Raw genomic sequence first — 25,842 nt, 5'->3', positions numbered from 1 at the left:
GACGGCGCAGCGAAGCTGATAAACTCCGCCGCCATCATGATCCGACTGCAAAATCTCACTCTACAGCGTGGTCCCCAGCGCCTGCTAGAAGGCGCCGAGCTGACCCTGCACGCCGGCCAGAAGGTCGGCCTCATCGGTGCCAACGGCGCCGGCAAATCCAGTCTGTTCGCCCTGCTGCGTGGCGAGCTGGGGCCGGATGCCGGCGACTGCCAGCTGCCCGCTGACTGGCGTATCGCGCACATGCGTCAGGAGGTGGACAACCTTGAGCGCCTGGCGGTGGACTACGTGCTCGATGGCGACCAGCACCTGCGCCAGGTGCAGCGCGACCTCGCCGCCGCCGAGGCGGGTCACGACGGCAGCGCCATCGCCCGCCTGCACATCGAGCTCGACAGCGCCGACGGCTACACGGCCGATGCGCGTGCGCGCAAGCTGCTGGCCGGCCTGGGCTTCACCGCCGAGCAGATGGACCGTCGTGTCGGCGACTTCTCCGGCGGTTGGCGCATGCGCCTCAACCTCGCCCAGGCGTTGATGTGCCCATCCGAGCTGTTGCTGCTGGACGAGCCCACCAACCACCTCGACCTCGACGCTATCCTCTGGCTGGAGGAGTGGCTCAAGGGCTACCCTGGAACCCTGCTGCTGATCTCCCACGACCGCGACTTCCTCGATGCAGTGGTGGACCACGTGGCGCATCTGGAGCAGCGCAAGCTGACCCTCTATCGCGGCGGCTATTCGGCCTTCGAACGCACCCGCGCCGAGCGCCTCGCGCAGCAGCAGCAGGCCTACGAGAAGCAGCAGGCGCAGCGGGCGCACATGGAAAGCTTCATCGCCCGTTTCAAGGCCAAGGCCACCAAGGCGCGCCAGGCACAGAGCCGGATCAAGGCCCTGGAGCGCCTGGAAGAGCTGGCGCCTGCCCATGTGGATTCGCCGTTCGACTTCAGCTTCCGCGAGGCCGACAAGATTTCCAGCCCGTTGCTGGATCTGTCCGAAGGCCGCCTCGGCTATGGCGACAAGGCCGTGTTGCAGCAGGTCAAGCTGCAACTGGCGCCGGGTGCCCGCATCGGCCTGCTGGGTCCTAATGGCGCCGGCAAGTCCACGCTGATCAAGACCCTTTCCGGCGACCTCGACCCCCTCGGCGGTCGCCTCGCCCGTGGCGAGAACCTGGCCATCGGCTACTTCGCCCAGCACCAGTTGGATGCCCTCGATCCGAAGGCCAGCCCGTTGCTGCACCTGCAGCGCATCGCGCCGAGCGAACGCGAGCAGACCCTGCGCGACTTCCTCGGCGGCTTCGATTTCCGGGGGGATCGTTGCGACGAGGCGGTGGCCAATTTCTCCGGTGGCGAGAAAGCGCGGCTGGCCCTGGCCCTGATCGCCTGGCAGAAGCCCAACCTGCTGCTGCTGGACGAGCCGACCAACCACCTCGACCTGGAAATGCGCCTGGCGTTGACCATGGCCCTGCAGGACTTCGCCGGCGCCGTGCTGGTGGTGTCCCACGATCGGCACCTGCTCAAGAGCACCACGGACGAGTTCCTGCTGGTGGCCGACGGCCGCGTCCAGGGTTTCGATGGCGACCTCGACGACTATGCGCGTTGGCTGGTGGACTACCGTGCGCGCCAGGCGCCCGTGGCCAGCGCGCCGGTGAACCCGGACAAGACCGACAAGCGTGCCCAGCGCCAGGCCGCCGCCGCCCTGCGCCAGCAACTGGCGCCGCACAAGCGGGAAGCCGAGAAGCTGGAGAAAGACCTCGGCAAGCTGCATGAGCAACTGGCCGGCGTCGAGGCGCGCCTGGGCGATTCTGCTCTCTACGAGGCGGCGCGCAAGGATGAACTGCGCGATCTGCTGGCCGAACAGGCGCGCCTGAAAGGCCGCGAGGCCGAACTGGAAGAGGCCTGGCTCCTGGCCCTGGAAGCCCTGGAGGCGTTGCAGCGGCAGTTGGAGGCCGCGGACTGATGGATGACCTGCAACTGCTCACCGCCTGGAGCGAACCGCTGCTCCGCGCCGCCCAGGTGCTGCTCGTCATCCTGCTGGCCTGGCTGGTGCAGCGCATCGTCACCCGTGGCATCAGTCGTCTCGGCGAGCGTTATCCACAGCTTCCAAAGGAGCTGCTGCTGCCGCTGCGTGGCCTGATGCGCTGGATGATCCTTGGCAGCGCCTTCATGTTGGTACTGGAGCGCTTCGGTGTGTCGGCGGAAGTCCTCTGGGCCGCCCTGACCGGCTTCACCGCCGTTGCCGCGGTGGCCTTCTTCGCCATCTGGAGCGTGCTGTCCAACATGTTCTGCGCGGTGCTGATCTTCTCCCTTGGCCCCTTCCGCATGGGCGACAAGGTGGAGGTGGTGGAGAGCGCCGACAAGCAGGGGGTGAAGGGGCGAGTGATCGCCATCAACCTGTTCTACACCACCCTCGAAGATGTCAGCGAAGAGAACCAGGGCGCGTTGGTGCAAGTGCCCAACAGCCTGTTCTTCCAGAAAGCGGTGCGCCGCTGGCGCTGACGGTACTGGGCAGCGGTCGGACGAAGGGGTAGGCTCTGCGGCCTGCCCCTTTTTTGGTTTCCGAGGTACATGCCGTGGCACTTCAGACCTGGCTCGCTTTTCTGGTCGCCTGTTGGGTGATCAGCCTGTCACCGGGTGCCGGTGCCATCGCTTCCATGTCGTCCGGCCTGCAGTACGGCTTCCTGCGTGGTTACTGGAACGCCCTGGGGTTGCAGATCGGCCTGGCCCTGCAGATCGCCATCGTCGCCGCTGGCGTCGGCGCCATCCTCGCCACCTCCGCCCTGGCATTCTCCCTGATCAAGTGGTTCGGGGTGGTGTACCTGGTCTACCTCGCGGTCAGGCAATGGAAGGCGTTGCCCAGCGACATGGCCAGCGATTCCGCCGAGCGTCCCATCGGCCGGCCGCTCACCCTGGTCCTGCGCGGCTTCCTGGTGAACTTCAGCAATCCCAAGGCGATCGTCTTCATGCTCGCGGTGCTGCCGCAGTTCATCGATCCCCACGCGCCGCTGGTGGAGCAGTATCTGGTGATGGGCGCGACCATGATCACCGTCGACCTGATCGTCATGGCCGGCTACACCGGCCTCGCCGCCCGTGTCCTGCGCCTGCTGCGCACGCCGCGCCAGCAGCGGGTGATGAACCGCAGCTTTGCCGCGCTGTTCGTCGGGGCGGCGGCGCTGCTGGCCACGGTGCGCCGCGCGCCGGTGTAGTGCCCATCCATGCGAAAGGCGGCTCCGGGCCGCCTTTTTTCGTTGCAGTGCGGCGGTTGGCTACGTGCGGCAAGCTGACGCAGGGTAAGTGAACGACCGGGGTTGAGCTGGATCGTTAGGGGGGTAACAATTCTGTCCCCCATTCTCATTTGAGATTGACTCATGTTCCCCATTCCGAGATTGCTCAGCTGGCTCCTGATGCCGCTGATGGCGTTCTGCAGCTTCAGCCTGCTGGCCGACCCCGCCGATGGCGCCGCCCAGGCGCTGCATCTGCTCAGTTACATCGGGGCCGACTACCCCGCCACCGTGGTCGACGGCAAGGTCATCGATGCCGGCGAATACCGCGAACAGATCGAATTCCTCGGTGTGCTACAGGGCCTGATCGTCGCCCTGCCGGCGCGCGATGGCCGCAAGGACCTGGAGCAGGGCGTCGCCAGCCTGCAGCAGGCCGTCGAAAGCAAGCAGGACGGCGCCGCCGTGGCTCGCCAGGCCCGCCAGTTGGCCACCCGGCTGGCGGCGACCTACGAGGTCAGCCAGGCGCCGCTCATCACCCCCGACCCCGCACGCGGTGCGCCGCTCTATGCCCAGCATTGCAGCGTTTGCCACGGCGATGCCGGCGCCGGTGACGGCCCGGCGGGCATGGGCCTGGAGCCGCCGCCGGCGAACCTCCGCGAACGGGCGCGTATGGACCGGATGAGCCTCTACGACCTCTACAACACCGTCGGTCTGGGCGTCGAAGGCACCGATATGCCAGCCTTCGCCGACCAGCTGGACGACCGCCAGCGCTGGGACCTGGCCAGCTACATCGCCGGGTTCAGTGCCGACGCGGCGGTGAAGGGCGAGGCGATCCCATTGGGTGAGCTGGCCGGCCGCACCCCGGAAGAGGTCGGCGCCAGCCAGGGCGCCGCCGCCCAGGCACGGTTCCGTGCCCAGCGCGCCCAGCCGCCGTTGCAGCAGCGCGGGCCGAAGGAGCTGATCGGCCACACCCGTGCCACCCTGGAGCAGAGCCTGAAGGCGTACCGCGAGGGTGATGCGGACCAGGCCTATGACCTCTCGGTAGCCGCCTACCTGGAAGGCTTCGAGCTGGTGGAAAGCTCCCTCGACAACCTCGACGCGGTACAGCGCAAGACCACGGAGCGTGCGTTGATGGCCTACCGGCAAGCCCTGCAGGACCGCCAGTCCCTGGGGCAAGCGGCACAGTTGCTGGAGCGGGCCAAGGCCGAGCTGGACAAGTCCGCCGACCTGCTGGGTAGCGACGGTCTGAGCGGTTCCCTGAGCTTCATCTCCAGCCTGCTGATTCTCCTGCGGGAAGGCCTGGAAGCCATCCTGGTGCTGGCGGCGATCCTCGCCTTCCTGCGCAAGACCGGCCAGGAGCATGCCGTGCGCAGCGTCCACGTCGGCTGGGGCCTGGCCATAGTCGCCGGTTTCGCCACCTGGGCCGTGGCGGCCTTCCTGATCGATGTCGGCGGCGCCCAGCGCGAGCTGATGGAGGGCTTCACCGCGCTGTTCGCCTGCGTCATGGTGCTCTGGCTCGGCGTATGGATGCATGACCGTCGCCATGCGGCCGCCTGGCAGCGCCACATCAAGGAGCACCTGCTGAGCAACAGTGGCCGTTTCGGTTTCGCCACCCTGGCGTTCTTCTCGGTGTACCGCGAACTGTTCGAAGTCATCCTGTTCTACGAAACCCTTTGGCTACAGGCCGGCGCTGCCGGTCACAGCATGGTCGTCGCCGGCGCGGTGGCCGCCCTGGTGCTGCTGGTGGGCCTGGCTTGGATCATCCTGCGCGGCTCGGCCAGGTTGCCGCTGGGCACCTTCTTCAGCGCCAACGCTATTCTTCTCTGTGCCTTGTCGGTGGTCTTCGCCGGCCATGGCGTGGCGGCGTTGCAGGAAGCCGGAGTGCTGGGCACCCGTCCAGTGCCGTTCTTCGAGTTCGACTGGCTGGGTATCCGCCCCGATGCCTACACCCTGTCGGCCCAGGGGCTCGCCCTGCTGGCCATCGCCGCGCTCTACAGTCGCAGCTGGTTGCGGGAACGCCGCGCGGTACAGGCCTGAGTTGGGGGCGAGGGGTGTAAACTCCTCGCCCTTTTTCTTATCCGGAAGGAAATGCCATGCGCGTCTGGATCGATGCCGATGCCTGCCCACGGGCGGCCAAGGATCAGGTGATCAAGTTCGCCCTGAAGCGCAAATTCGAGGTGGTGCTGGTAGCCGGGCAGAGCCAGGTCAAGCCGGCCTTCGCTTGTGTACGCCTGGTGGTGGTGCCCAGCGGCCCGGACGCGGCCGACGACTATCTGGTGGAGAACGCCGTACCTGGCGAGCTGGTGATTTGCAGCGATGTGCCGCTGGCCGACCGCCTGGTGAAAAAGGGCGTGGCGGCGCTGGACCCGCGGGGCCGCGAATTCGACGAGCGCAACATGGGCGAACGCCTGGCGGTGCGCAATCTGTTTACCGACCTGCGCGACCAGGGGCAGATGGGGGGTGGCCAGGCCGCCTATGGCGAGAAGGATCGCCAGGCATTCGCCAACTCCCTGGACCGGCTGCTGACGAAGCTGAGCCGGAGCTGATCGCTGGCTGCGGTCACCAACCTGCATCCCGCAGGTTGGCGCCGCGCGCCGCGAGGCCCGACGACGCTCATCTGATCATGTGAGCGCTGGTCTTCGCAGGCTCAGTGCCAGCCCTCAGGCGGGGTTGCCCGTCCGGGTCCACTCAGCCGCACAGGTAGGTGCCGGTGCCCACCGCCACCAGGGTGCCGTCGTCGGCATGCAGTTCCGAGCGCACCACCGCCACCTTGTTGCCCGAACGCAGCAGCACGGCGGTGGCGGTGAAGTGCCGGCCGCGGCCTGGGCGTAGGTAGTCGATGCGCAGGTCGATGGTGCCGAGCTTGGACAGCCGCGCCATGCGCTCGGCCGTGGACAGGTGCTGGTGCCGCTCGAAGGCGCCGATCAGCGCCATGGCGCCGCCCACCACGTCCAGCAGGCTGGAGATCACACCGCCGTGGAGGATGCCCTGCACGAAATTGCCGATCAGCTCGTCCTTCATCGGCAGGTGCATCAGCACTTTCTCAGTGCTCATCTCGCCGAGCTGGATGCCCAGCATGCGGTTGAAGGGGATGCGTTCGAAGAAGCCGGCGACGGCCTCCCGCAGTTCAGGGGTGAGGACGAAATCGGTCTGGGTCATGGCGCCTCCTGGATGCATCGATGGCTCGACGCTGCCGCATGCTGGACCGGGTGCCAAGTGGGGCGGCCGGAGAGGCGGGCGGATTGGCCGGATTGGCACAGGGCGGGCGGCCTGTGTCGCCCGCACGGGCGCGTCAGTGCGCCAGTTCCAGTACCCGGTCCACCAGTTTGTTGATGCCGGAGGCGGCTTCGCTGATGGATTGCGCCAGCATGTAGGCCGGGGTGGTCACCAGCTTGCGCTTCCCGTCTTCGACGATTTCGCCGACCTCGCACTCCACGTGCTGGGCGCCCATCTCGCCCAGGGCGGCGGCGGTGCCCGCGTCGTTGCCGATGGTGCAGGTCACGCCTTCGCCGTAGATCTTCGCCGCCAGGGCCGGGGAGATGCAGATCAGGCCCACCGGCTTGCCGGCCCCGGCAAAACCGCGCGCGGCGGCGAGCACGTCGGGCTGCACGCTGCAGTTGGCGCCACTGAGGGCAAAGTCGGAAAGGTTCTTCGCGGCGCCGAATCCACCGGGGACGATCAGGGCATCGAATTCGGCGGCGTCCAGTTCGCTCACGTCGCGGATCTCGCCACGGGCGATGCGCGCCGACTCCACCAGCACGTTGCGGCTTTCCGGCATTTCCTCGCCGGTGGTGTGGTCGATCACATGGTGCTGTGCAATGTTCGGGGCGAAGCATTGGACCTTCGCGCCGCGCTGGTCCAGGCGTAGCAGGGTGATGACGCTCTCGTGGATTTCCGCGCCGTCGTAAACGCCACAGCCGGACAGGATCACGGCAACTTTCTTGGTCATGGACATCTCCAGGTCAATGGACCGGTGCGAGGTTGTCGCGCAGGAACGCCAGGGCGCGTCGCTGGGCATCCTCGGCCAGGTCGGGTTGGTAGGTATTCAGGTCGCTGCGCTGGTCGAAGACGTGGTCGGCGTTTCCGTATTGCACCAGTTCCAGGCGCTGGCCACCCAGGCTGCCGAGGGCCGAGACGCATTGGCGGTGGTCGGTGATGTGATCCTGGCCGCCGAGAAACATCAGCACCGGTGTGTCGTGGCCGAGGCCGTCGCGCAGGTGGGCGGGGAAGCCGCAGTAGGGGTAGTAGGCGATCACCCCGCGCACGCCGGCCAGCGCGCCCTTGCCGGTGGCCGGAAAGCCATGGCCGGCGGCGCCGTCGTAGGACAGCGCGTCGAGTATCGTCCAGCCGCCGTGGGAGTAGCCGAGCAGGGCCAGGCGGCTGCCATCGATGGCAGGAACCTTCCGCGCCAGGGCCAGGGCGGCATAGACGTCGATGGCGCGCTCGTTGCCCCACAGGCGCTTGCCGTCGCATACCGGGCGCCAGTCCTCGATGCCGCGCGCGGCATGGCTGTCGACGAACAGCGCTGCGTAGCCGGCGGACAGCAGCCAGCTCTTCACATTGCGTACGAACAGCGGACTCTGGCCGCTGCAGCCGTGGAACACCAGCACGGTGGGGAAGGGGCCGGCGCCTTCCGGCGTGAACAGGCTGAGGTGGGGCGCCAGGCGCTGCTCCGCCGCGGGCAGGTCGGAGATCGCCGGCGGCAGCAGGGCGTCGCGATAGGGGTAGAGTCCGAGCAGGGCGGCGCAAGCCAGCAGGAGCAGGGCGATCAGGGCGGGTTTCAGGAGTGTGCGCATGCTGTCGTCATATGCCGCTTGGGATGGCACGCCGTGCCGGGAAGCCGGGCCGGCTGCAGGAGTAGCATCCGGGTACTGACGAGCAATCCTAGCAGGCCGGGGAATCGGGCCGCGAGCACCGCGCCATCCCGCTCGCTGCCCGTCGGCCACCGGACAGGAACGACCACAAGGCTCCCCATGAACTACGTCCTCTTTGCAGTGCCCTTCTTCTTCCTGCTGATCGGCATCGAGCTGATCGCCGACCGTTGGCGCGGGATGAGCAGCTACCGCACCGCCGATGCCCTGAACAGCCTGAGCGCCGGGGTGCTGTCCACCACCAGCGGCCTGCTGACCAAGGCGGTGGGGCTGCTGACCTACACCCTCGCCTGGCAGCACCTGGCGCTGCTCGAGCTGTCGGCGTCGAGCCTCTGGGTGTGGTTGGCGGCCTTCGTCTTCTATGACGTCTGCTACTACTGGAACCACCGTCTGGGCCACGAGCGCAACGTACTCTGGGCGGCCCATTCGGTGCACCATCAGAGCGAGGAGTACAACCTCTCCACCGCCCTGCGCCAGACCAGCACCGGCTTTCTCTTCGGCTGGATCTTCTACCTGCCGATGGCGGTGGCCGGCGTGCCGCCCCTGGTGTTCTTCAGCGTCGGCGCGATGAACCTGCTGTACCAGTTCTGGGTCCATACCCGCCACGTGCCCAAGCTGGGCTGGTTCGAATGGGTCTTCATCACGCCGTCGAACCATCGCGTTCACCATGCGCAGAATCCGGTGTACATGGATCGCAATTACGGCGGTGTGTTCATCCTCTGGGATCGCCTGTTCGGCTCATTCCAGGAGGAGTTGGACGAGGAGCCGGTGATCTTCGGCGTGACCACCCCGCTGGCCAGCTGGAACCCGCTCTGGGCCAACCTGCAGTTCTATGTGCAGCTCTGGCGCGATGCGGTGCGTGCCGAGTCCTGGTGGGACAAGCTGCGCATCTGGTTCATGCGCACCGGCTGGCGTCCAGCGGATGTGGCCGCGCGTTATCCACAGGCCAAGCCGGACCTGTCGCGCTTCGTCAAGTTCGAGGTGCCGCTGGGCCGGGCGCAGACGTGGTACGCCGGGGTGCAGTTCGCCGGCTACGTTGTGGCGGGAACCTGGCTGCTGGGAACTGGCGAGCAGGCCTCGCTGGTGAGCCTCTGTCTGGCCTGGGGCTGGATGGCCTTTGGTCTCTACGCGATCGGCGCTTGGCTGGAAAACCGCCCCTGGGCGCGCGCCCTGGAGCTGGCGCGACTGGTACTGAACTGGCCGGCGTTCTGGGCGCTGGCGGCGCAGGGCTTGCTGCCGATGGATGCGCTGGGTTGGGGGCTGCTGGCGCTCTACAGCCTGGTCAGCGGGATGGCGCTGCTCGGCCTGCCACGTCGCGAGACTGCCTTAGCTCTCCGTTGAGCCGTTCCTGGCGTTTCTGCCATTGCGCAGGCGGCGTCTCAGCCAGAGGATGCCGCCGATCACCAGCAGGCCGCCGAGGACCATCAGTTCGTAGCGTTTGAGGTTGCCCAGCATGCCTTCGAGCACTGCGCCGAAGTGGTAGGCGGCGAAGCCCAGCGCCAGGGCCCAGACGATGGCGCCGATGCCGTTGAGGAACAGGTAGCGCAGCGGCGGGTAGCCGGACAGGCCGATGGCCACCGGCATCACGGTGCGCAGGCCATAGACGAAGCGGAAGCTCAGCACCCAGGTGTCCGGATGGCGGCGGATGTGGTCCAGGGCCCTGTCGCCCATGGCCTGCCAGCGTGGCTTGCGGGAGAGGATCTGGCGGCCCTTGTGGCGGCCCAGGTAGTACCAGAGCTGGTCGCCGGCATAGCTGCCGCAGAACGCCGTGGCCACCACTGCGTTGATGTCCATGTAGCCCCGGAAGGCGAGGAATCCGGCCAGGACCAGGATCGTCTCACCCTCGAAGAAGGTGCCGAGGAAGAGGGCGAAGTAGCCGAAATCCTGGAGAAATTGTTGCAGCATGGTCGGGGTGCGCAGCGAAAGGAACGCGCAGCCTAACCGGGATGGCGTTCCGGGGAAAGCTCGGCCCGCGCACCGCCGGCCGACGCGACCACGGGTCGCTGTCGCGCGTTGTTACCATTCGGTCATAATCGGCCCTTATATTTGTCACACTGCGTCCGTACCGGGCCCTGGAGTCTGCTGTGAGCCTTACCCCCGCCAACCGCCTGTTCCCCGCAACTCGCCTGCGCCGCAACCGCCGTGACGATTTCTCCCGCCGCCTGGTGCGCGAGAACGTCCTGACCGTCAACGACCTGATCCTCCCGGTGTTCGTGCTGGATGGCGAGAACCGCCGTGAAGCCGTGCCCTCCATGCCGGGCGTCGAGCGCTTGTCCATCGACCTGCTGCTCAAGGAGGCGGAGGCCTGGGTCGCGCTGGGCATCCCGGCACTGGCGCTGTTCCCGGTGACGCCGCTGGAGAAGAAGTCACTCGACGGCGCCGAGGCGTGGAACCCGGACGGTATTGCCCAGCGCGCCATCCGCGCGCTACGTGACCGTTTCCCGGAACTGGGGGTGATCAGCGACGTGGCCCTGGATCCCTTCACCACCCATGGCCAGGACGGCATCCTCGACGAGAACGGCTACGTGCAGAACGACGTGACCGTCGATGCGCTGGTCAAGCAGGCCCTGTCCCACGCCGAAGCCGGCGCCCAGGTGGTGGCCCCGTCGGACATGATGGATGGCCGTATCCAGGCCATTCGCGAAGCCCTGGAACTGGCCGACTTCCCCAACGTACGCATCATGGCCTACTCGGCCAAGTACGCCAGCGCCTACTACGGTCCCTTCCGTGACGCGGTCGGCTCCGCCGCCAACCTCGGCAAGGGCAACAAGGCCAGCTACCAGATGGACCCGGCCAACACCGACGAAGCGCTGCACGAAGTGGCCGCCGACCTGGCCGAAGGCGCCGACATGGTGATGGTCAAGCCGGGCATGCCTTACGTCGACATCGTTCGTCGGGTGAAAGATGAATTCCGCGTGCCGACCTTTGTCTACCAGGTCAGTGGCGAATACGCCATGCACATGGCGGCCATCCAGAACGGCTGGCTCAGCGACGCAGTCATCCTCGAATCCCTGGTGGCCTTCAAACGCGCCGGCGCCGATGGCATCCTGACGTACTTTGCCGTACGCGCCGCAGAAATGCTCAAGACGGGAGCCTGACCTCCCCCCAGGAACTGCAGATGAACACCGAAGGACTCAACCCCAGCGCATTGCTCGACCCCCTGAAGGAGGCCGCCGAAGTGCCGGTGACCCCGCCGCCGGCCCCCGAGGCACCCGCCGCCGAAGTGGTGGTCGCCCCGCCGCCGGCTGCCGCGCCGCTGGTGGTCCCGAGCCTGGATGACAGCGGCCTCTACATCCACCGTGAGCTGTCCCAGCTGCAGTTCAACATCCGCGTGCTGGAGCAGGCGCTGGATGAGTCCTATCCGTTGCTCGAGCGTCTGAAATTCCTGCTGATCTTCTCCAGCAACCTCGACGAGTTCTTCGAGATCCGCGTCGCCGGCCTGAAGAAGCAGATCACCTTCGCCCGCGAACAGGCCGGCGCCGACGGCCTGCTGCCGCACCAGGCCATGGCGCGCATCAGCGAAGTGGTGCACGAACAGGTCAGCCGCCAGTACAACATCCTCAACGACATCCTGTTGCCGGAGCTGGCCAAGCACCAGGTCAACTTCATCCGTCGCCGCTACTGGACCACCAAGCTGAAAAGCTGGGTGCGCCGCTACTTCCGTGACGAAATCGCGCCGATCATCACCCCCATCGGCCTGGACCCGACGCACCCCTTCCCGCTGCTGGTGAACAAGAGCCTGAACTTCATCGTCGAGCTGGAAGGCGTGGACGCGTTCGGCCGTGATTCCGGCCTGGCGATCATCCCGGCGCCGCGCCTGCTGCCCCGGGTGATCCGCGTGCCCGAGGACATTGGTGGTGCGGGGGACAACTACGTTTTCCTCTCATCGATGATCCACGCCCACGCCGACGACCTGTTCCCCGGCATGAAGGTGAAGGGCTGCTACCAGTTCCGCCTGACCCGTAACGCCGACCTCTCGGTGGACACCGAGGACGTCGACGACCTGGCCCGCGCCCTGCGCGGCGAGCTCTTCTCGCGCCGCTACGGCGACGCGGTGCGCCTGGAGGTGGCCGACACCTGTCCGAAGCACCTCTCGGACTACCTGCTCAAGCAGTTCGGCCTGACCGAAAGCGAGCTGTACCAAGTCAACGGCCCGGTGAACCTGACCCGCCTGTTCAGCATCACCGGCCTGGAAAGCCACCCGGAACTGCAGCATCCGTCCTTCACGCCGGTGATTCCGAAGCTCCTGCAAAAGGCCGAGAACCTGTTCAGCGTAGTGGGCAAGCAGGACATCCTCCTGCTGCACCCGTTCGAGTCTTTCACCCCGGTGGTGGACTTCCTGCGCCAGGCCGCCAAGGACCCCAACGTCCTGGCCATCAAGCAGACCCTCTACCGCGCGGGCGCCAATTCCGAAATCGTCGACTCCCTGGTGGAGGCGGCGCGTAACGGCAAGGAAGTCACCGCGGTGATCGAGCTGCGCGCGCGCTTCGACGAAGAGTCCAACCTGCAACTGGCCAGCCGCCTGCAGCAGGCCGGCGCCGTGGTGATCTACGGCGTGGTGGGCTTCAAGACCCACGCCAAGATGATGCTGATCCTGCGCCGCGAGAACGGCGAGCTGCGCCGCTACGCCCACCTGGGCACCGGCAACTACCACGCCGGCAACGCGCGCCTGTACACCGACTACAGCATGCTCACCGCTGACGACGCGCTCTGCGAGGACCTGCACAAGCTGTTCAACCAGCTGATCGGCATGGGCAAGACCCTGCGCATGAAGAAGCTGCTGCATGCGCCCTTCACCCTGAAGAAGACCCTGCTCGACATGATCGCCCGCGAGGCCCAGCACGCCAGTGACGGCAAGCCGGCGCACATCATGGTCAAGGTCAACGCGCTGACCGATCCCAAGGTCATCCGCGCGCTGTACAAGGCCAGTCAGAGCGGCGTACGCATCGACCTGGTGGTGCGCGGCATGTGCTGCTTGCGCCCGGGCATTCCCGGCGTGTCGCACAACATTCAGGTGCGCTCGATCATCGGCCGCTTCCTGGAGCACAGCCGCATCTACTACTTCCTCAATGGCGGCGACGAGAAGATGTACCTTTCCAGTGCCGACTGGATGGAGCGCAACCTCGATATGCGCGTCGAAACCTGCTTCCCGGTGGAGGGCAAGAAGTTGCTGACCCGCGTGAAGAAGGAGCTGGAGGCCTATATCAGCGACAACACCCAGAGCTGGGTGCTGCAGCCGGACGGCCGCTACCTGCGCAACAGCCCGAGCGGCAACCAGAACTCGCGCAATGCCCAGGCCACGCTGCTGGACAAGCTGACCAACCTGCCTGCAATCGTGCGCTGAATGGCGCAGCCATGAAAAACGGGGCCTGCGGGCCCCGTTTTCTTTCCCAGGAGCTTCAGCCCACTTTCAGCTCGAAGTCGATGCGTTTCAGCCAGCCCGCTTCCTGCTCGAAGTCCGCCTGGGTCAGCGGGTTTTCCTCGAGCCAGCCTTTCGGGAATTCCACTTCCAGGCTGTTGTTGGAAGCCTTGAGCCGCACCTTGGGCATCGCCGAGGTGCCCCGGATATGGTGGAAGAGAATGGCGAAGCGCAGCAGGACGCAGAGGCGCAGCAGCTTCACTCCTTCCTCACCGAACTCGGCGAAGCGGTCCTTGGGGATGTTGCGGCGGTGGCCGCGCACCAGCAGGGCGAGCATCAACTGGTCCTGGCGGGAAAAGCCGGCCAGGTCGGAGTGTTCGATCAGGTAGGCGCCGTGCTTGTGGTAGTGATAGTGGGCGATGTCCATGCCGATTTCGTGGACGCGCGCGGCCCAGAGCAGCAGGTCACGGTGCCAGTCGTCGTCCAGGCCCCAGCTGTCGGCCACTTGCTCCAGGGCCGACAAGGCCTTGGCCTCGACTCGCGCGGCCTGTTCCAGATCCACGTGGCAACGCTCCATCAGCGCGCCCAGCGTACGTTCGCGCACGTCTTCGTGGTGATGGCGACCCAGCAGGTCATAGAGCACGCCTTCGCGCAGGGCGCCTTCGGAGTGGGTCATGCGCTTGAGTTCGAGAGCCTCGAAAATCGCTTCGGCGATCGCCAGGCCGGCCGGGAAGATGGGGCGGCGGTCCGGCTTGATGCCATCCAGGTCGAGCTTCTCGACGTCCCCCAGCTTGAACAGCTTGCGTTTGAGCCAGGCCAGGCCCTCCGGGTTGATCTCGCCGTTGCCCAGGCCGGCGGCCTGGATCGCCAGGCCCACCGCGCGCAGGGTGCCGGAGGCGCCCACCGCTTCCTGCCAGCCGAGTCGGCGCAGGCTGTACTCGATGCCCATCAGCTCCAGGCGTGCAGCGGTGTAGGCCTGGGCATAGCGCGCCGGGGTGATCTTGCCGTCGCGGAAATAGCGCTGGGTGTAGCTGACGCAGCCCATTTGCAGGCTTTCCCGCAATTGCGATTCGAAACGCTGGCCGATGATGAATTCGGTACTGCCGCCGCCGATGTCCGCCACCAGGCGGCGGCCAGGGGTGTCAGGCAGGGTATGGGAGACGCCCAGGTAGATCAGGCGCGCCTCTTCGCGGCCAGAGATGACCTCCACCGGATGCCCGAGGATCTCCTCGGCGCGGCGGATGAACTCGGCGCGGTTGTGGGCCTCGCGCAGGGCATTGGTGCCGACGATGCGCACCGCGCCTTCGGGCAGCCCGGCGATCATCTGGGCGAAGCGACGCAGGCAGTCGAGGCCGCGCTGCATGGATTCTTCGCTGAGGTTGCGTGCCTCATCCAGGCCCGCCGCCAGCTGCACCTTGTCACCGAGCCGTTCCAGGATGCGGATCTCGCCATGGTCGGCCTTCGCCACCACCATGTGGAAACTGTTCGAGCCCAGGTCGATTGCGGCGATAAGGGACGGGATTTCGGCGGGCTTTTGCGGCATGGTTTCGAGTCTCGAAGCTGAACCGCGCAATCCTGCCACGGTTGTCCGGTCGAGCCAATGCGAATTGCGGTACGTTCGTACCAGGCTGGCTCGGGCCCTGAATCGTGGCGCCGGGGGCGGTTTTCTGGCGAAAGGCTGGCTGTGCACACTATAGGCGGGATATGACAGGCGCGCGTCGTCCGGCCGGTGGTCCGCCTCGCCGGCTCGCGGAGCGGCTTGTGGATTGACGTCGCGGCGTCCATCCATCAGTTTTGCCCCGTCATCCTATAGCGAAGCTCAATCGCCCTTGGCTTTCGGTCCCGGAAAAGCCGGGCTATGATGGCTCCACTTTTTTGCTTCCGAACCACGGAGATACTTCCATGAGCGAATTCATCACCAACGTCACCGATGCCAGCTTCGAGCAGGACGTGCTCAAGGCCGACGGCGCGGTGTTGGTCGACTATTGGGCCGAGTGGTGCGGTCCGTGCAAGATGATTGCTCCGGTCCTCGACGAAATCGCCAAGGACTACCAGGGCAAACTGAAAGTCTGCAAGCTGAACATCGATGAAAACCAGGACACCCCGCCGAAGTATGGCGTGCGTGGCATCCCGACCCTGATGCTGTTCAAGAACGGCAACGTCGAGGCCACCAAGGTCGGTGCCCTGTCGAAGTCCCAGCTGGCCGCTTTCCTCGACGCCAACATCTGATCGTCGATTCCGCGCGGCCTCCAGTGCCGCCGGACCGGCATTAGAAGCGTCTGAAGAAGCCCCGCAAATCGCGGGGCTTTTTCATTTGCCGGGACTGGACTCCCCGTTGTGCCGGTGTTACATTCGGACCGCTGCTCGTTCTTGCAGCCCTCCACGCCGTCGCCGACGCACTCCTAATTCGAATAAGCACAGCGATCCTGTCGCCTTCTCTGCGGCGCGGCCCAAAAAGCTCAACGCTTCCCTTCTTCATTTCTACCAACGTCATTCCTATGAATCTGACCGAACTCAAGCAAAAGCCGATTGGCGAACTTCTGGAAATGTCCGAAGCCATGGGCCTCGAGAACATGGCCCGTTCGCGCAAGCAGGACATCATCTTCGCCCTGCTTAAGAAGCACGCGAAAAGCGGCGAGGAGATTTCCGGTGACGGTGTGCTGGAGATTCTCCAGGACGGCTTCGGCTTCCTGCGCTCCGCCGACTCGTCCTACCTGGCCGGCCCGGACGACATCTACGTTTCCCCGAGCCAGATCCGCCGCTTCAACCTGCGTACCGGCGACACCATAGTCGGCAAGATTCGTCCTCCGAAGGAAGGCGAGCGTTATTTCGCGTTGCTCAAGGTCGACTCCATCAACTTCGACCGTCCCGAGAACGCCAAGAACAAGATTCTGTTCGAGAACCTCACGCCGCTGTTCCCCAATGAGCGTCTGAAGATGGAGGCCGGCAACGGTTCCACCGAAGACCTCACCGGCCGCGTGATCGATCTCTGCGCGCCGATCGGCAAGGGCCAGCGCGGCCTGATCGTCGCCCCGCCGAAAGCGGGCAAGACCATCATGCTGCAGAACATCGCGGCCAACATCACCCGCAACAACCCCGAGTGCCACCTGATCGTCCTGCTGATCGACGAGCGCCCGGAAGAAGTGACCGAGATGCAGCGCACCGTGCGCGGCGAAGTGGTCGCCTCCACCTTCGACGAGCCGCCGACCCGCCACGTGCAGGTCGCCGAGATGGTGATCGAGAAGGCCAAGCGCCTGGTCGAGCACAAGAAGGACGTGGTCATCCTGCTGGACTCCATCACCCGTCTGGCCCGTGCCTACAACACCGTGATCCCGAGCTCCGGCAAGGTGCTCACCGGCGGTGTCGACGCCCATGCCCTGGAGAAGCCCAAGCGTTTCTTCGGTGCTGCGCGCAACATCGAGGAAGGCGGCTCGCTGACCATCCTCGCCACCGCGCTGATCGAAACCGGTTCGAAGATGGATGAAGTCATCTACGAAGAGTTCAAGGGCACCGGCAACATGGAGCTGCCGCTGGACCGCCGCATCGCCGAGAAGCGTGTGTTCCCGGCCATCAACATCAACAAGTCCGGTACCCGTCGCGAAGAGCTGCTGACTGCCGACGACGAGCTGCAGCGCATGTGGATTCTGCGCAAGCTGCTGCACCCGATGGACGAGATCGCCGCCATCGAGTTCCTGCTCGACAAGCTGAAAGACACCAAGACCAACGACGAATTCTTCATGTCGATGAAGCGCAAGTAAGTCTTGGCGTTGCCGCAAAGGCCGGGGAAACCCGGCTTTTGCATTTCTGTACTGGCCTTTTGTCCTTCTGGATAACCCGGTTCGGCGCTAAAATTTGCGCCCCGACCTGCACGCCTCGAGAGGCTCACGCATGCAGTATCGCGATCTGCGCGAATTCATCAGCGGCCTGGAACAGCGCGGCGAGCTCAAGCGCATCGCCACCCCGGTGTCGCCCGTGCTGGAAATGACCGAAATCTGCGACCGCACCCTGCGCAGGCAGGGTCCGGCGCTGCTGTTCGAAAAGCCCACCGGCTTCGACATCCCCGTGCTCGGCAATCTCTTCGGCACCCCCGGCCGCGTGGCCCTGGGGATGGGCGCCGAGGATGTCGGCGAACTGCGCGAGATCGGCAAGCTGCTGGCCTTCCTCAAGGAGCCCGAGCCGCCCAAGGGCTTGAAGGACGCCTGGTCCAAGCTGCCGATCTTCAAGAAGGTCATCGCCATGGCGCCCAAGGTGCTGAAAGACGGCCCCTGTCAGGAAGTGGTGGAGGAGGGCGACGACGTCGACCTGTCGAAGCTGCCGGTGCAGACCTGCTGGCCCGGCGATGTCGCCCCGCTGATCACCTGGGGCCTGACAGTCACCCGTGGCCCGAACAAGGAACGGCAGAACCTCGGCATCTATCGCCAGCAGGTGATCGGCCGTAACAAAGTCATCATGCGCTGGCTCAGTCATCGCGGTGGCGCGCTGGACTACCGTGAGTGGTGCGACAAGCACCCCGGTCAGCCCTTCCCGGTGGCGGTGGCCCTGGGCGCCGATCCGGCGACCATCCTCGGCGCCGTCACGCCGGTGCCGGATACCCTTTCCGAGTACGCCTTTGCCGGCTTGCTGCGGGACAATCGCACCGAGCTGGTGAAATGCCGTGGCAGCGACCTGCAGGTGCCGGCCAGTGCCGAGATCGTCCTCGAAGGGGTGATCCATCCCGGCGAGATGGCCGATGAAGGCCCCTACGGCGACCACACCGGCTACTACAACGAGGTGGATCGTTTCCCGGTATTCACCGTCGAGCGCATCACCCGTCGGCAGAAACCCATTTACCACAGCACCTACACCGGCCGGCCGCCGGATGAGCCGGCCATCCTCGGCGTGGCGCTGAACGAAGTCTTCGTACCCATCCTGCAGAAGCAGTTCCCCGAGATCGTCGACTTCTATCTGCCGCCGGAGGGCTGCTCCTACCGCATGGCGGTGGTGACCATGAAGAAACAGTACCCGGGCCACGCCAAGCGCGTGATGCTGGGTGTCTGGTCGTTCCTGCGACAGTTCATGTACACCAAGTTCGTCATAGTCACCGACGACGACGTCAATGCGCGGGACTGGAACGATGTGATCTGGGCCATCACCACGCGCATGGACCCCAAGCGCGACACGGTGATGATCGACAACACGCCGATCGACTACCTGGACTTCGCCTCGCCCATCTCCGGCCTCGGCTCGAAGATGGGCCTGGATGCCACCCACAAGTGGCCAGGCGAGACCAACCGCGAATGGGGCCGGGTGATCGTCCAGGACGACGCGGTCAAGCGCCGCGTCGACGAGCTCTGGTCTTCTCTGGGAATCGACTGATGCGTGTCACCCTGCAACCCTCCGGCGCGGTCATCCAGACGGCTCCCAGCGAGCGCATCCTGGATGCGGCGCGCCGCCTCGGCTATGAGTGCCCGCAGAGCTGTCGCAATGGCAACTGCCACGTCTGTGCGGCGCTGCTGGTGGAGGGGCGGGTGCGACAGAACGGCGCCGAGCTGAGTCAGGGTGAGCTGTTCACCTGCCTGGCCGAGCCGCTGGAAGATTGCGTGCTGCATTGGGATGGTGTGCTGGCGCCGGGCGAACTGCCGGTACGCAGCTTGAGCTGCCAGGTCAGTGAATGCACGCCGGTGGGCGGCGATGTCTGGCGCGTGCGCCTGCGCGCCCCGGCCGGCAAGCCGCCGCGCTACCACGCGGGGCAATACCTGTTGATCGAGCGTGACGACGGCGAGTCCTCGGCCTTTTCCATGGCCTCGGCGCCCAGTGCCGGGCGGGATATCGAGCTGCATATCCTGGCCCGCGAGAACAGCGCCATCGCCCTGCTCGGACAGCTTCAGCGCACCCGCATGGCCAAGGTGAAGATGCCCTTCGGCGATACCCACCTGGCGGAACTGCCCGACGGGCCGCTGGTGCTGATCGCCGCCGGCACCGGCATGGGCCAGATGCACAGCCTGATCGAGCATTGCCGCGCCAGCGGCTTCAAGCACCCGGTGCATCTGTACTGGGGCGTGCGCCAGCCGGAAGACTTTTACCAGTTGGCCCATTGGGATGCCTGGCAAAGCCTGGACAACCTCATCCTGCACAAGGTGGTCAGCGACGGGGATGCCTGGCAGGGGCGCTGTGGCATGCTGCACGAGGCGGTATGCGAGGATTTCCCCGACCTCAAGTCGCTGCGGGTCTACGCCAGCGGTTCGCCGGCCATGGTCTACGCCACCCTCGATGCCCTGGTAGCGGCGGGGATGGATGCCCACCAGATGCGCGCCGACGTGTTCGCCTACGCGCCGCGTTAGAAAAAGAGCCGATCAAGCGCGCTGAAGGCTGGACAAAGGAATGCCGTGTGGCCGTAGGCTGGCGCCTCGCGAAGCGAGGCCCTGCGTCGCGGCGGGTAGTCCGTCCGTTGGGCTTCGCCGGCTCAGCCCAACCTACACGGCGGACGTGCCGATGGGCGCGCGAAATCCTGTCCAGCCTCCAGCCTCCAGCCTCCAGCCTTTAGCGGACTTCCACCACCACCTTGCCCACGGCCTGGCGGGTGGCCAGGGCGTTGATGGCGTCGGCAGCGCGTTCCAGCGGGAAGGTCTGGGATACCAGTGGCTTCAGCTTGCCTTCGGCGTACCAGGCGAACAGCTGCTGGAAGTTGGCCAGGTTGTCCTGGGGCTGGCGTTGGGCGAAGGATCCCCAGAACACGCCCACCACCGAGGCACCCTTGAGCAGGGCCAGGTTCACCGGCAGTTCGGGGATGCGGCCACTGGCGAAACCCACGACCAGCAGGCGGCCGTTCCAGTTGATCGAACGGATGGCAGCATCGAACAGGTCGCCGCCCACCGGGTCGTAGATGACGTCGGCACCCTGGCCGCCGGTGAGTTCCTTGACCCGGTCCTTGAGGCTTTCCGTGCTGTAGTTGATCAGTTCGTCGGCGCCTGCGGCCTTGGCCACTTCCAGTTTTTCGGCACTGCTGGCGGCGGCGATCACCCGCGCGCCCATGGCCTTGCCGATCTCCACCGCCGCCAGGCCGACGCCACCGGAGGCGCCGAGCACCAGCAGGGTCTCGCCGGCCCTGAGGTTGGCGCGCTGCTTGAGGGCGTGCATCGAGGTGCCGTAGGTCATGCCGAAGGCGGCGGCGGAGTTGAACTCGATGCCCTTGGGAATCGGCATCACGTTGTAGGCCGGCACGGCCACTTGCTCGGCGAAGCTGCCCCAGCCGGTCAGCGCCATCACCCGGTCGCCGGGCTTGAGGTGGCTGACCTTCTCGCCCACCGCGGCGACCACGCCGGCCGCTTCGCCACCGGGCGAGAAGGGGAAGGGCGGCTTGAACTGGTACTTGCCTTCGATGATCAGGGTGTCGGGAAAGTTGACCGCCGCGGCATGTACGTCGATCAGGACCTCGTTCTTCTTCGGTTCGGGGCTGGCGACTTCTTCCAGCACCAGGGTGTCGGCGGGACCGAAGGCTTTGCACAGGACGGCTTTCATCACGGGGCTCCTTGGCGTGGGGCGCTGGCCCCGGGCATGTGGCCTTGCAGTGTAGGTGGGGGACCCCGACGGTCAATCAGCATGGCTGTGCCTGATGGGCCGGCATAAGGAGGTCTTGGGGGCGGGCGCGGCTGTGGCTATGCTAGGCGCCATTCGTGCTGAGGATGATCCCGGTGAAAAGACTGACTGCAATGTTGCTGGCCCTGACCCTACCCCTGCTGGCCATGGCCGAGGAGGCACCCAAGGAAGGCGAGGCGCCCAAGGTCGCCTATGTCGACCTGGTGCCATCGCTGGTCGGCAACTACGGCTCCGGCCCACGGCTGAAGTACTACAAGGCCGATATCTCCCTGCGGGTCAGCGGCCCCGAGGCCCAGGAAAAGGTCACCCGCCACGAGCCGCTGATCCGCAATCAACTGGTGATGCTCTTCGCCCAGCAGACCGACGAATCCCTGGGCGCCGCCGAGTCCAAGGAGACGCTTCGCCAGGAAGCCCTCAAGCAGGTGCAGCAGGTCCTGCACAGCGAGGAAGGCCAGTCGCTGGTGGACGATCTGCTGTTCAACAACCTGATTATTCAGCCCTGACTTTTTTCCCACAGACAGGTGCGGTTGCGCCCTTCATGCTTGGCCCGGTAGAGCGCGGCGTCGCTGCGTGATACCAGGCTGTCGGGCTGCTCCTCGCGCGCCGGGTCGGAAATGGCGATGCCGATGCTCAGGGTCAGCCGCCCCTCCGGACTGGCGGGGTGTTCAATGGCCAGCGCCGCGATTTTTTCCATCACCCGCGCCGCCACATGCCGCGCACCCTCTTCGGCCGTGTTGGCGAGGATGATGGCGAATTCCTCGCCACCATAACGGCAGGCCACGTCACCCTCGCGGCGCAGGCTCTCCTGGAGCGACTGGGCGACCCGGCGCAGGGCGTCGTCGCCGGCCTGGTGGCCGAGTCGGTCGTTGAATGCCTTGAAGTGATCCACGTCCAGCATCAGCAGCGCCAAGGGTGCACCGAGTCGGCGCAGGCGCCGCCACTCGCCGCTCAACTGGCGATCGAAATAGCGCCGGTTGTAGAGCCCGGTCAGGCCATCCTGATGGGACAGCCGCTGCAGGCGCGCCTCCAGTTCCAAGCGTTCGCGGTTGTCGCGGGAGACGCCGATCAGGTAGTCGCGGCCGTTGAGCGTGACCAACTGGGCGCTGATCTCCGCTGCCTGCAGGCTGTCGTCGGCGCGGCGCAGCTGCCGCTGGAAGATGCTCGAATCGCCATCCCGGTGCGCCTGGCGGATCAGCTCCAGCCAGGCGTGGAAACCGGGTAGCAATTGCTCGGGGTCTTCCTTCATCCGTGTGCGGAAGGCATCGGCGCTGTAGTCCAGGCCGGCGTAGGTGGCCTGGTTCATGTGCAGGATGTCGCGACTGGCGAGGTCGACGATGAACAGTCCGTCCTGGCTGAAATCGGTCAGGTCGAGCACCAGCTGCAGACGTTCGCGGCTCTCCCGCAGGTCCTGCTCGGCGCCCTCGCGTTGGCGGACCTCGTCGTTGAGGCGCTGGTTGCTCGCTTGCAGGGCGCTGGCGCGGCGGGCGTTATCCAGCGCCAGGGCAAGGGCCGCGACCAGCAGCAGGCTGGTGAGCAGGCCGGCGCCGAGGACCACCTGGGGCAGCGGCGAGCTGAGTTGCTCCACCAGCTTGCGAGTCGGCGCAAGCTGCAGGACGAAGTTGCTGTTGTTGAGCAGGTGCAGCGGAATGCGCTTGCTGAGAGACGGCAGGCTATCAGGCTGTTCCCGGTGGTAGATGGGCCGGCCAGACTCCAGCAACAGGACGCTGAAGTGCTGGCTGTCGAGGCCGGCGAGCAGCTCGTCCATCAGCGTTTCGACCCGGAACACGCCCTGCAGGAAACCGTCGAATGTGCGGTCGCTCTGTTCGTCACGGATGTACAGCGGCGTGTAGAGCACGAAGCCGCGCCCACCCTGGACCAGGGAAAAACTATTGGACATCTGGGCCTGGCCGCTGGCCTTGGCCTGCATGGCGAGGTTGAAGTTGGGATGGCTGCGGGTCAGGCGGAAGCCGAACGCGGCTTCGTTGCCCTTTTCGGGCAGCACCCAGCGCATGCGCAGATCGGCGCCCATCCACTGGATCGACTGGTAGCCGGGGAAGTGCGCGAGGGCGAAATTCGCCTGCAAGGTCCATTCGTCCCGGGGAATCCGGCCCTGATGGTTCCACGACAAGGCCATGCGGCGCAGGGCTGCGACTTCATCGAGCAGGTTGTTCTTCAGCTCGGTGGCCAGGGCGCCCGCCTGATAGTCGACGCGTTCGCGGACGCGCTCCTGCTGGCCATTCTCCAACTGTTTCCAGAGCCACAGGCTGGTGCCGCACAATGCCAGGAAGAACAGCACGAGCACCGTTCGGGCCAACCAGGTGGAGTGAGAGTGGGACATGAATGCACCCCGGGGGATTCCTTTCCCTCATAGCACAGTGCCACCCCTGACTCAACGCAGGGCGAGCACTCCGTTCCATTCTTCCTCGGTCACCGGCATCACCGACAGGCGACTGCCTTTCTGTACCAGGGGCATGCCGGACAGCACGGTCTGCTCGCGTAGCAGGCCAAGCGGGATGACCCGGGGGAAGGCTTCGACGAACTCCACGTCGAGGGCGCTCCACGGATTTTTCTCCGGGCTCGCCTTAGGGTCATGGTAGTGGCTTTGCGGGTCCAGTGCGGTGGGGTCCGGGTAGGTTTCCCCGGCGATTCGCGCAACCCCGGCGATGCCCGGCTCAGGGCAACTGGAGTGGTAGAAAAAGAACAGCTCCCCCGGGCGCATGGCGCGCATGAAATTGCGTGCCTGGTAATTTCGCACGCCGTCCCAGCGAGCTTTGCCCAGGCGCTGCAGGTCATGGATGGAAAGTTCGTCGGGTTCGGATTTCATCAGCCAGAAAGGCATGAACTTTGCTCCTGTACGTTCGTCCTCAATCGGGGCATTCAGGCTTGGAGACCGGCCGACGGCCGGTTGGCGTCATAAATTGCGTGTTCGCTCACGTTGCCGGAAAATGCCGCGCTTTAAGCTGCTGCCGCCGTTCGGTCCACAATCAGAACTACAACTCGCCATCGGTTGTCGCGCGAAGTTTGCCTGCAAGGGGGAGGCAATCAATGAAACGCAAGCCAGACATTCTCTGGGTACTGGTAATCATTTTCGGCCTCGGAGTGGTTACTACCGGTTACACGCAGAGCCTGTGGGAACGCCAGAGCAACGCGCACGTCAATCTGACCCAGCAGCCCTGATCCCGCACCGACCGGCACCGCAGGGATCGCGGTGCCGCCGTCAGTTGTCTCAGTACCAGCCCTTGTCCGTTACGGTCGCCTGCAGCGCCACATCCCAACTGGCCAGTTCCAGTCGGTCCACCTTCTGGCATTCGTGCGCCAGGCCCAGCAGGGTCGGCTTGCGCCATTGCCGCCGGCGGGCCAGGTAGGCGAGGCTGCGGTCATAGAAGCCGCCGCCCATTCCCAGGCGTCCGCCGTACTCATCGAAGCCCACCAGCGGCAGCATGACCAAGTCCAGTGCCCAGACCTTGCGCTGCTGCGCCGTATTGGCGCGAGGTTCGAGGATGCGGAAACGGTTCTTCTGCAGCCGCTCGCCCGGCCGCAGGCGCTGGAACACCATCTTTTCTCGTGGCCAGGCGTTGAGCACCGGCAGGTAGGCATGCTTGCCCCGGCGCTGGGCTTCGCGCAGCAGTGGGCGTGGGTCGATCTCGCCGTTGGTGGGCAGGTAAAGGGCAACGTGCCGGGCGCGGCGGAACAACGGGTCCTGCGCGAGCTGGCGGTAGAGCGCTCGGGCGGCCTGTTTCTGCTGGAAGGGGCTGAGGGCGCGGCGGGCCTGGCGGAGCAGGCGGCGCAGGCTCTGGCGGGAATGGGATCCGGCGCAGATCATGAAGAAAATAGACTCCCCGGTCGTGCCGCTGTCGGGTTAGCCCTTGAACCCGAAAGTTCAAGGTGGAGGCTGCAGGAGGCGTTAAGGCTTTCCGTCAGGCGGACATGCACACCGGCCTCGACTTGCAACCCCCGTGGTTGCATGTATCGGCTCAGGGACATCACCGACTGGCCAACACACCAGGGAGCTGGCGGCGAGTATACCCCAAGAACCGTTAAGGAAACTGCTGTGCGTCGGTCCGGCTGCGTCAAAGGTCGACACAGAGCGTCACTTTGTCGCGGTCGGACGGGCTCAGGCCTGCTGGCTGTCCGGGTCGGCGGCGAGGGCGTGGTCGACGCGCTCGAGCAGGTCGCGGACCCGCTCGCGGGTGGAGGTGGCTTCCTGGTCCAGGCGCTGCTGCTTGTGCAGCAGGTCGTGGGTGATGTTCAGCGCGGCCATCACGGCGATGCGGTCGGCGCCGATGACTTTCCCGCTGTGGCGAATCTCACGCATCTTGCCGTCCAGGTAACGGGCGGCGCTTTCCAGGTTGGCGCGCTCGTCCGCGGGGCAGGCGATGCAGTATTCCTTATCGAGGATTTGGACGGTGACGGTGTTGGACTGGGTCATGAATCCTGCTCCAGGGCTTTCAGGCGCGAAATCATCGCTTCGACCTTGAGCCGGGCCATTTCGTTCTTTTCGATCAGATGAGCGCGTTCTTCACGCCAGGCCTTTTCACCGGCAAGCAGGAGCCGGTTCTGGGCCTTGAGCTGCTCGACGCGCTGGATCAGCAGTTCCAGCCTGGCTGTCAGTGCATGCAGTTCGGCGTCTTCCATGGGCTGTCTACTTGGTGGGGAGTGACCGGGACTATATAGGACCGTCGCGGGGAAGGGTCAAACCTGCAGGCGCCGGCGCGAATTGTCGCATGTCCGAGGATCGGGCCTCGTGGCCGGAGGCCAATGCTGCCTTCACTGCGCCAGGCTGCTAGGATACGAGGCCGTCATTCTAGTGATTGCGCCCTCTGGCGCCT

General features: G+C 65.7%; 25 protein-coding genes and 1 other RNA gene. 14 read left to right on the top strand and 12 right to left on the bottom strand.

All coding sequences use genetic code 11. The annotated features are described in order from the left end of the window. Window positions 1-36: 36 nt before the first annotated feature. The 5 genes from PJW05_RS25670 (at window position 37) to PJW05_RS25650 (ending at window position 5,754) form a co-directional block, all read left to right on the top strand. A complete protein-coding gene (locus PJW05_RS25670; RefSeq protein WP_271409740.1) occupies window positions 37-1,947 on the top strand; it encodes an ATP-binding cassette domain-containing protein in 1,911 nt (636 codons plus the stop codon). Next, complete coding sequence (locus PJW05_RS25665; protein ID WP_271409739.1) at window positions 1,947-2,486, top strand: mechanosensitive ion channel family protein; 540 nt, start codon at window positions 1,947-1,949, stop codon at window positions 2,484-2,486. Before PJW05_RS25670 ends, PJW05_RS25665 begins: the two co-directional genes overlap by 1 nt. 74 nt (window positions 2,487-2,560) lie before the next feature. Further along, window positions 2,561-3,193 (top strand): homoserine/homoserine lactone efflux protein, encoded by a 633-nt coding sequence (gene rhtB / locus PJW05_RS25660; protein ID WP_271409738.1) that lies wholly within the window; start codon window positions 2,561-2,563, stop codon window positions 3,191-3,193. Window positions 3,194-3,355: 162 nt separating this feature from the next. After that, window positions 3,356-5,245, top strand: a complete 1,890-nt coding sequence (locus tag PJW05_RS25655; RefSeq protein WP_271409737.1) for an FTR1 family protein — start codon at window positions 3,356-3,358, stop codon at window positions 5,243-5,245. A 56-nt stretch (window positions 5,246-5,301) separates the two neighbouring features. Next, window positions 5,302-5,754: a YaiI/YqxD family protein gene (locus PJW05_RS25650; protein WP_271409736.1), complete on the top strand. Its 453-nt coding sequence runs from the start codon at window positions 5,302-5,304 to the stop codon at window positions 5,752-5,754. 142 nt (window positions 5,755-5,896) lie between these two features. On the opposite strand, the gene PJW05_RS25645 is transcribed toward PJW05_RS25650, so the two are convergent. The 3 genes from PJW05_RS25645 to PJW05_RS25635 all read right to left on the bottom strand — a co-directional run bounded on the left by PJW05_RS25645 (window position 5,897) and on the right by PJW05_RS25635 (window position 8,004). Continuing rightward, window positions 5,897-6,367, bottom strand: coding sequence for a thioesterase family protein (locus tag PJW05_RS25645; RefSeq protein ID WP_271409735.1), 471 nt, complete (start codon window positions 6,365-6,367; stop codon window positions 5,897-5,899). A 133-nt stretch (window positions 6,368-6,500) separates the two neighbouring features. Continuing rightward, window positions 6,501-7,157: an isoprenoid biosynthesis glyoxalase ElbB gene (elbB, locus tag PJW05_RS25640; protein ID WP_271409734.1), complete on the bottom strand. Its 657-nt coding sequence runs from the start codon at window positions 7,155-7,157 to the stop codon at window positions 6,501-6,503. 13 nt (window positions 7,158-7,170) lie between these two features. Beyond that, a complete protein-coding gene (locus tag PJW05_RS25635) occupies window positions 7,171-8,004 on the bottom strand; it encodes a dienelactone hydrolase family protein (RefSeq protein WP_271409733.1) in 834 nt (277 codons plus the stop codon). Window positions 8,005-8,181: 177 nt separating this feature from the next. On the opposite strand from PJW05_RS25635, the gene PJW05_RS25630 reads away from it, so the two are divergent. Next, a complete protein-coding gene (locus tag PJW05_RS25630) occupies window positions 8,182-9,420 on the top strand; it encodes a sterol desaturase family protein (RefSeq protein WP_271409732.1) in 1,239 nt (412 codons plus the stop codon). Here PJW05_RS25630 and PJW05_RS25625 read toward each other — a convergent pair. Then, the gene (locus PJW05_RS25625) at window positions 9,406-9,984 is read right to left on the bottom strand and encodes a DedA family protein (RefSeq protein WP_271409731.1); all 579 of its coding nucleotides are present in this window, start codon (window positions 9,982-9,984) and stop codon (window positions 9,406-9,408) included. The two genes, PJW05_RS25630 and PJW05_RS25625, sit on opposite strands and share 15 nt — an antisense overlap. A 179-nt stretch (window positions 9,985-10,163) precedes the next feature. On the opposite strand from PJW05_RS25625, the gene hemB reads away from it, so the two are divergent. Both hemB and ppk1 read left to right on the top strand, forming a co-directional pair. Then, a complete protein-coding gene (gene hemB, locus PJW05_RS25620) occupies window positions 10,164-11,177 on the top strand; it encodes a porphobilinogen synthase (protein ID WP_271409730.1) in 1,014 nt (337 codons plus the stop codon). Between the two features lie 20 nt (window positions 11,178-11,197). Continuing rightward, complete coding sequence (gene ppk1, locus PJW05_RS25615) at window positions 11,198-13,423, top strand: polyphosphate kinase 1 (protein ID WP_271409729.1); 2,226 nt, start codon at window positions 11,198-11,200, stop codon at window positions 13,421-13,423. A gap of 55 nt (window positions 13,424-13,478) precedes the next feature. On the opposite strand, the gene ppx is transcribed toward ppk1, so the two are convergent. Then, a complete protein-coding gene (gene ppx, locus PJW05_RS25610; RefSeq protein ID WP_271409728.1) occupies window positions 13,479-14,981 on the bottom strand; it encodes an exopolyphosphatase in 1,503 nt (500 codons plus the stop codon). Window positions 14,982-15,340: 359 nt separating this feature from the next. Here ppx and trxA point away from each other — a divergent pair, with 359 nt between their 5' ends. From trxA to PJW05_RS25590, 4 genes are all read left to right on the top strand, one after another. Continuing rightward, window positions 15,341-15,667, top strand: a complete 327-nt coding sequence (gene trxA / locus PJW05_RS25605) for a thioredoxin TrxA (protein WP_003457525.1) — start codon at window positions 15,341-15,343, stop codon at window positions 15,665-15,667. Between the two features lie 269 nt (window positions 15,668-15,936). Further along, entirely contained in the window at window positions 15,937-17,196 is a 1,260-nt protein-coding gene (rho, locus tag PJW05_RS25600) for a transcription termination factor Rho (protein ID WP_271409727.1), read from the top strand. 130 nt (window positions 17,197-17,326) lie between these two features. After that, window positions 17,327-18,793: a 4-hydroxy-3-polyprenylbenzoate decarboxylase gene (gene ubiD, locus PJW05_RS25595; protein WP_271409726.1), complete on the top strand. Its 1,467-nt coding sequence runs from the start codon at window positions 17,327-17,329 to the stop codon at window positions 18,791-18,793. After that, on the top strand, window positions 18,793-19,758 hold the full coding sequence (locus PJW05_RS25590; RefSeq protein ID WP_271409725.1) for a CDP-6-deoxy-delta-3,4-glucoseen reductase: 966 nt from the start codon (window positions 18,793-18,795) through the stop codon (window positions 19,756-19,758). The genes ubiD and PJW05_RS25590 overlap by 1 nt, the downstream gene beginning before the upstream one ends. A gap of 199 nt (window positions 19,759-19,957) precedes the next feature. Here PJW05_RS25590 and PJW05_RS25585 read toward each other — a convergent pair whose 3' ends face one another. Beyond that, complete coding sequence (locus PJW05_RS25585) at window positions 19,958-20,935, bottom strand: NADPH:quinone oxidoreductase family protein (protein WP_271409724.1); 978 nt, start codon at window positions 20,933-20,935, stop codon at window positions 19,958-19,960. A 164-nt stretch (window positions 20,936-21,099) separates the two neighbouring features. Here PJW05_RS25585 and PJW05_RS25580 point away from each other — a divergent pair, with 164 nt between their 5' ends. Further along, complete coding sequence (locus PJW05_RS25580; protein ID WP_271412304.1) at window positions 21,100-21,516, top strand: flagellar basal body-associated FliL family protein; 417 nt, start codon at window positions 21,100-21,102, stop codon at window positions 21,514-21,516. Here the strand turns inward: PJW05_RS25580 and PJW05_RS25575 are convergent. Beyond that, window positions 21,507-23,351, bottom strand: coding sequence for a sensor domain-containing diguanylate cyclase (locus PJW05_RS25575; protein WP_271409723.1), 1,845 nt, complete (start codon window positions 23,349-23,351; stop codon window positions 21,507-21,509). The genes PJW05_RS25580 and PJW05_RS25575 overlap by 10 nt on opposite strands. Before the next feature lie 51 nt (window positions 23,352-23,402). Then, window positions 23,403-23,852 (bottom strand): EVE domain-containing protein, encoded by a 450-nt coding sequence (locus tag PJW05_RS25570; protein ID WP_271409722.1) that lies wholly within the window; start codon window positions 23,850-23,852, stop codon window positions 23,403-23,405. A gap of 206 nt (window positions 23,853-24,058) precedes the next feature. On the opposite strand from PJW05_RS25570, the gene PJW05_RS25565 reads away from it, so the two are divergent. Further along, window positions 24,059-24,190: a hypothetical protein gene (locus PJW05_RS25565; protein ID WP_271409721.1), complete on the top strand. Its 132-nt coding sequence runs from the start codon at window positions 24,059-24,061 to the stop codon at window positions 24,188-24,190. A 49-nt stretch (window positions 24,191-24,239) separates the two neighbouring features. Here PJW05_RS25565 and PJW05_RS25560 read toward each other — a convergent pair whose 3' ends face one another. The 4 genes from PJW05_RS25560 to PJW05_RS25545 form a co-directional block, all read right to left on the bottom strand. After that, window positions 24,240-24,836, bottom strand: coding sequence for a 5-formyltetrahydrofolate cyclo-ligase (locus tag PJW05_RS25560; protein WP_271409720.1), 597 nt, complete (start codon window positions 24,834-24,836; stop codon window positions 24,240-24,242). A gap of 9 nt (window positions 24,837-24,845) precedes the next feature. Further along, a non-coding RNA gene (gene ssrS / locus PJW05_RS25555) (6S RNA) lies at window positions 24,846-25,025 on the bottom strand. Window positions 25,026-25,127: 102 nt separating this feature from the next. After that, on the bottom strand, window positions 25,128-25,442 hold the full coding sequence (locus tag PJW05_RS25550; RefSeq protein WP_271409719.1) for a cell division protein ZapA: 315 nt from the start codon (window positions 25,440-25,442) through the stop codon (window positions 25,128-25,130). Further along, window positions 25,439-25,648, bottom strand: a complete 210-nt coding sequence (locus PJW05_RS25545) for a TIGR02449 family protein (protein ID WP_271409718.1) — start codon at window positions 25,646-25,648, stop codon at window positions 25,439-25,441. Before PJW05_RS25545 ends, PJW05_RS25550 begins: the two co-directional genes overlap by 4 nt. Window positions 25,649-25,842 lie beyond the last annotated feature (194 nt).

This window comes from Pseudomonas sp. Q1-7 (assembly GCF_028010285.1).
Taxonomy (GTDB): domain Bacteria; phylum Pseudomonadota; class Gammaproteobacteria; order Pseudomonadales; family Pseudomonadaceae; genus Metapseudomonas.
This window is presented reverse-complemented; position numbering and strand designations above follow the sequence as displayed.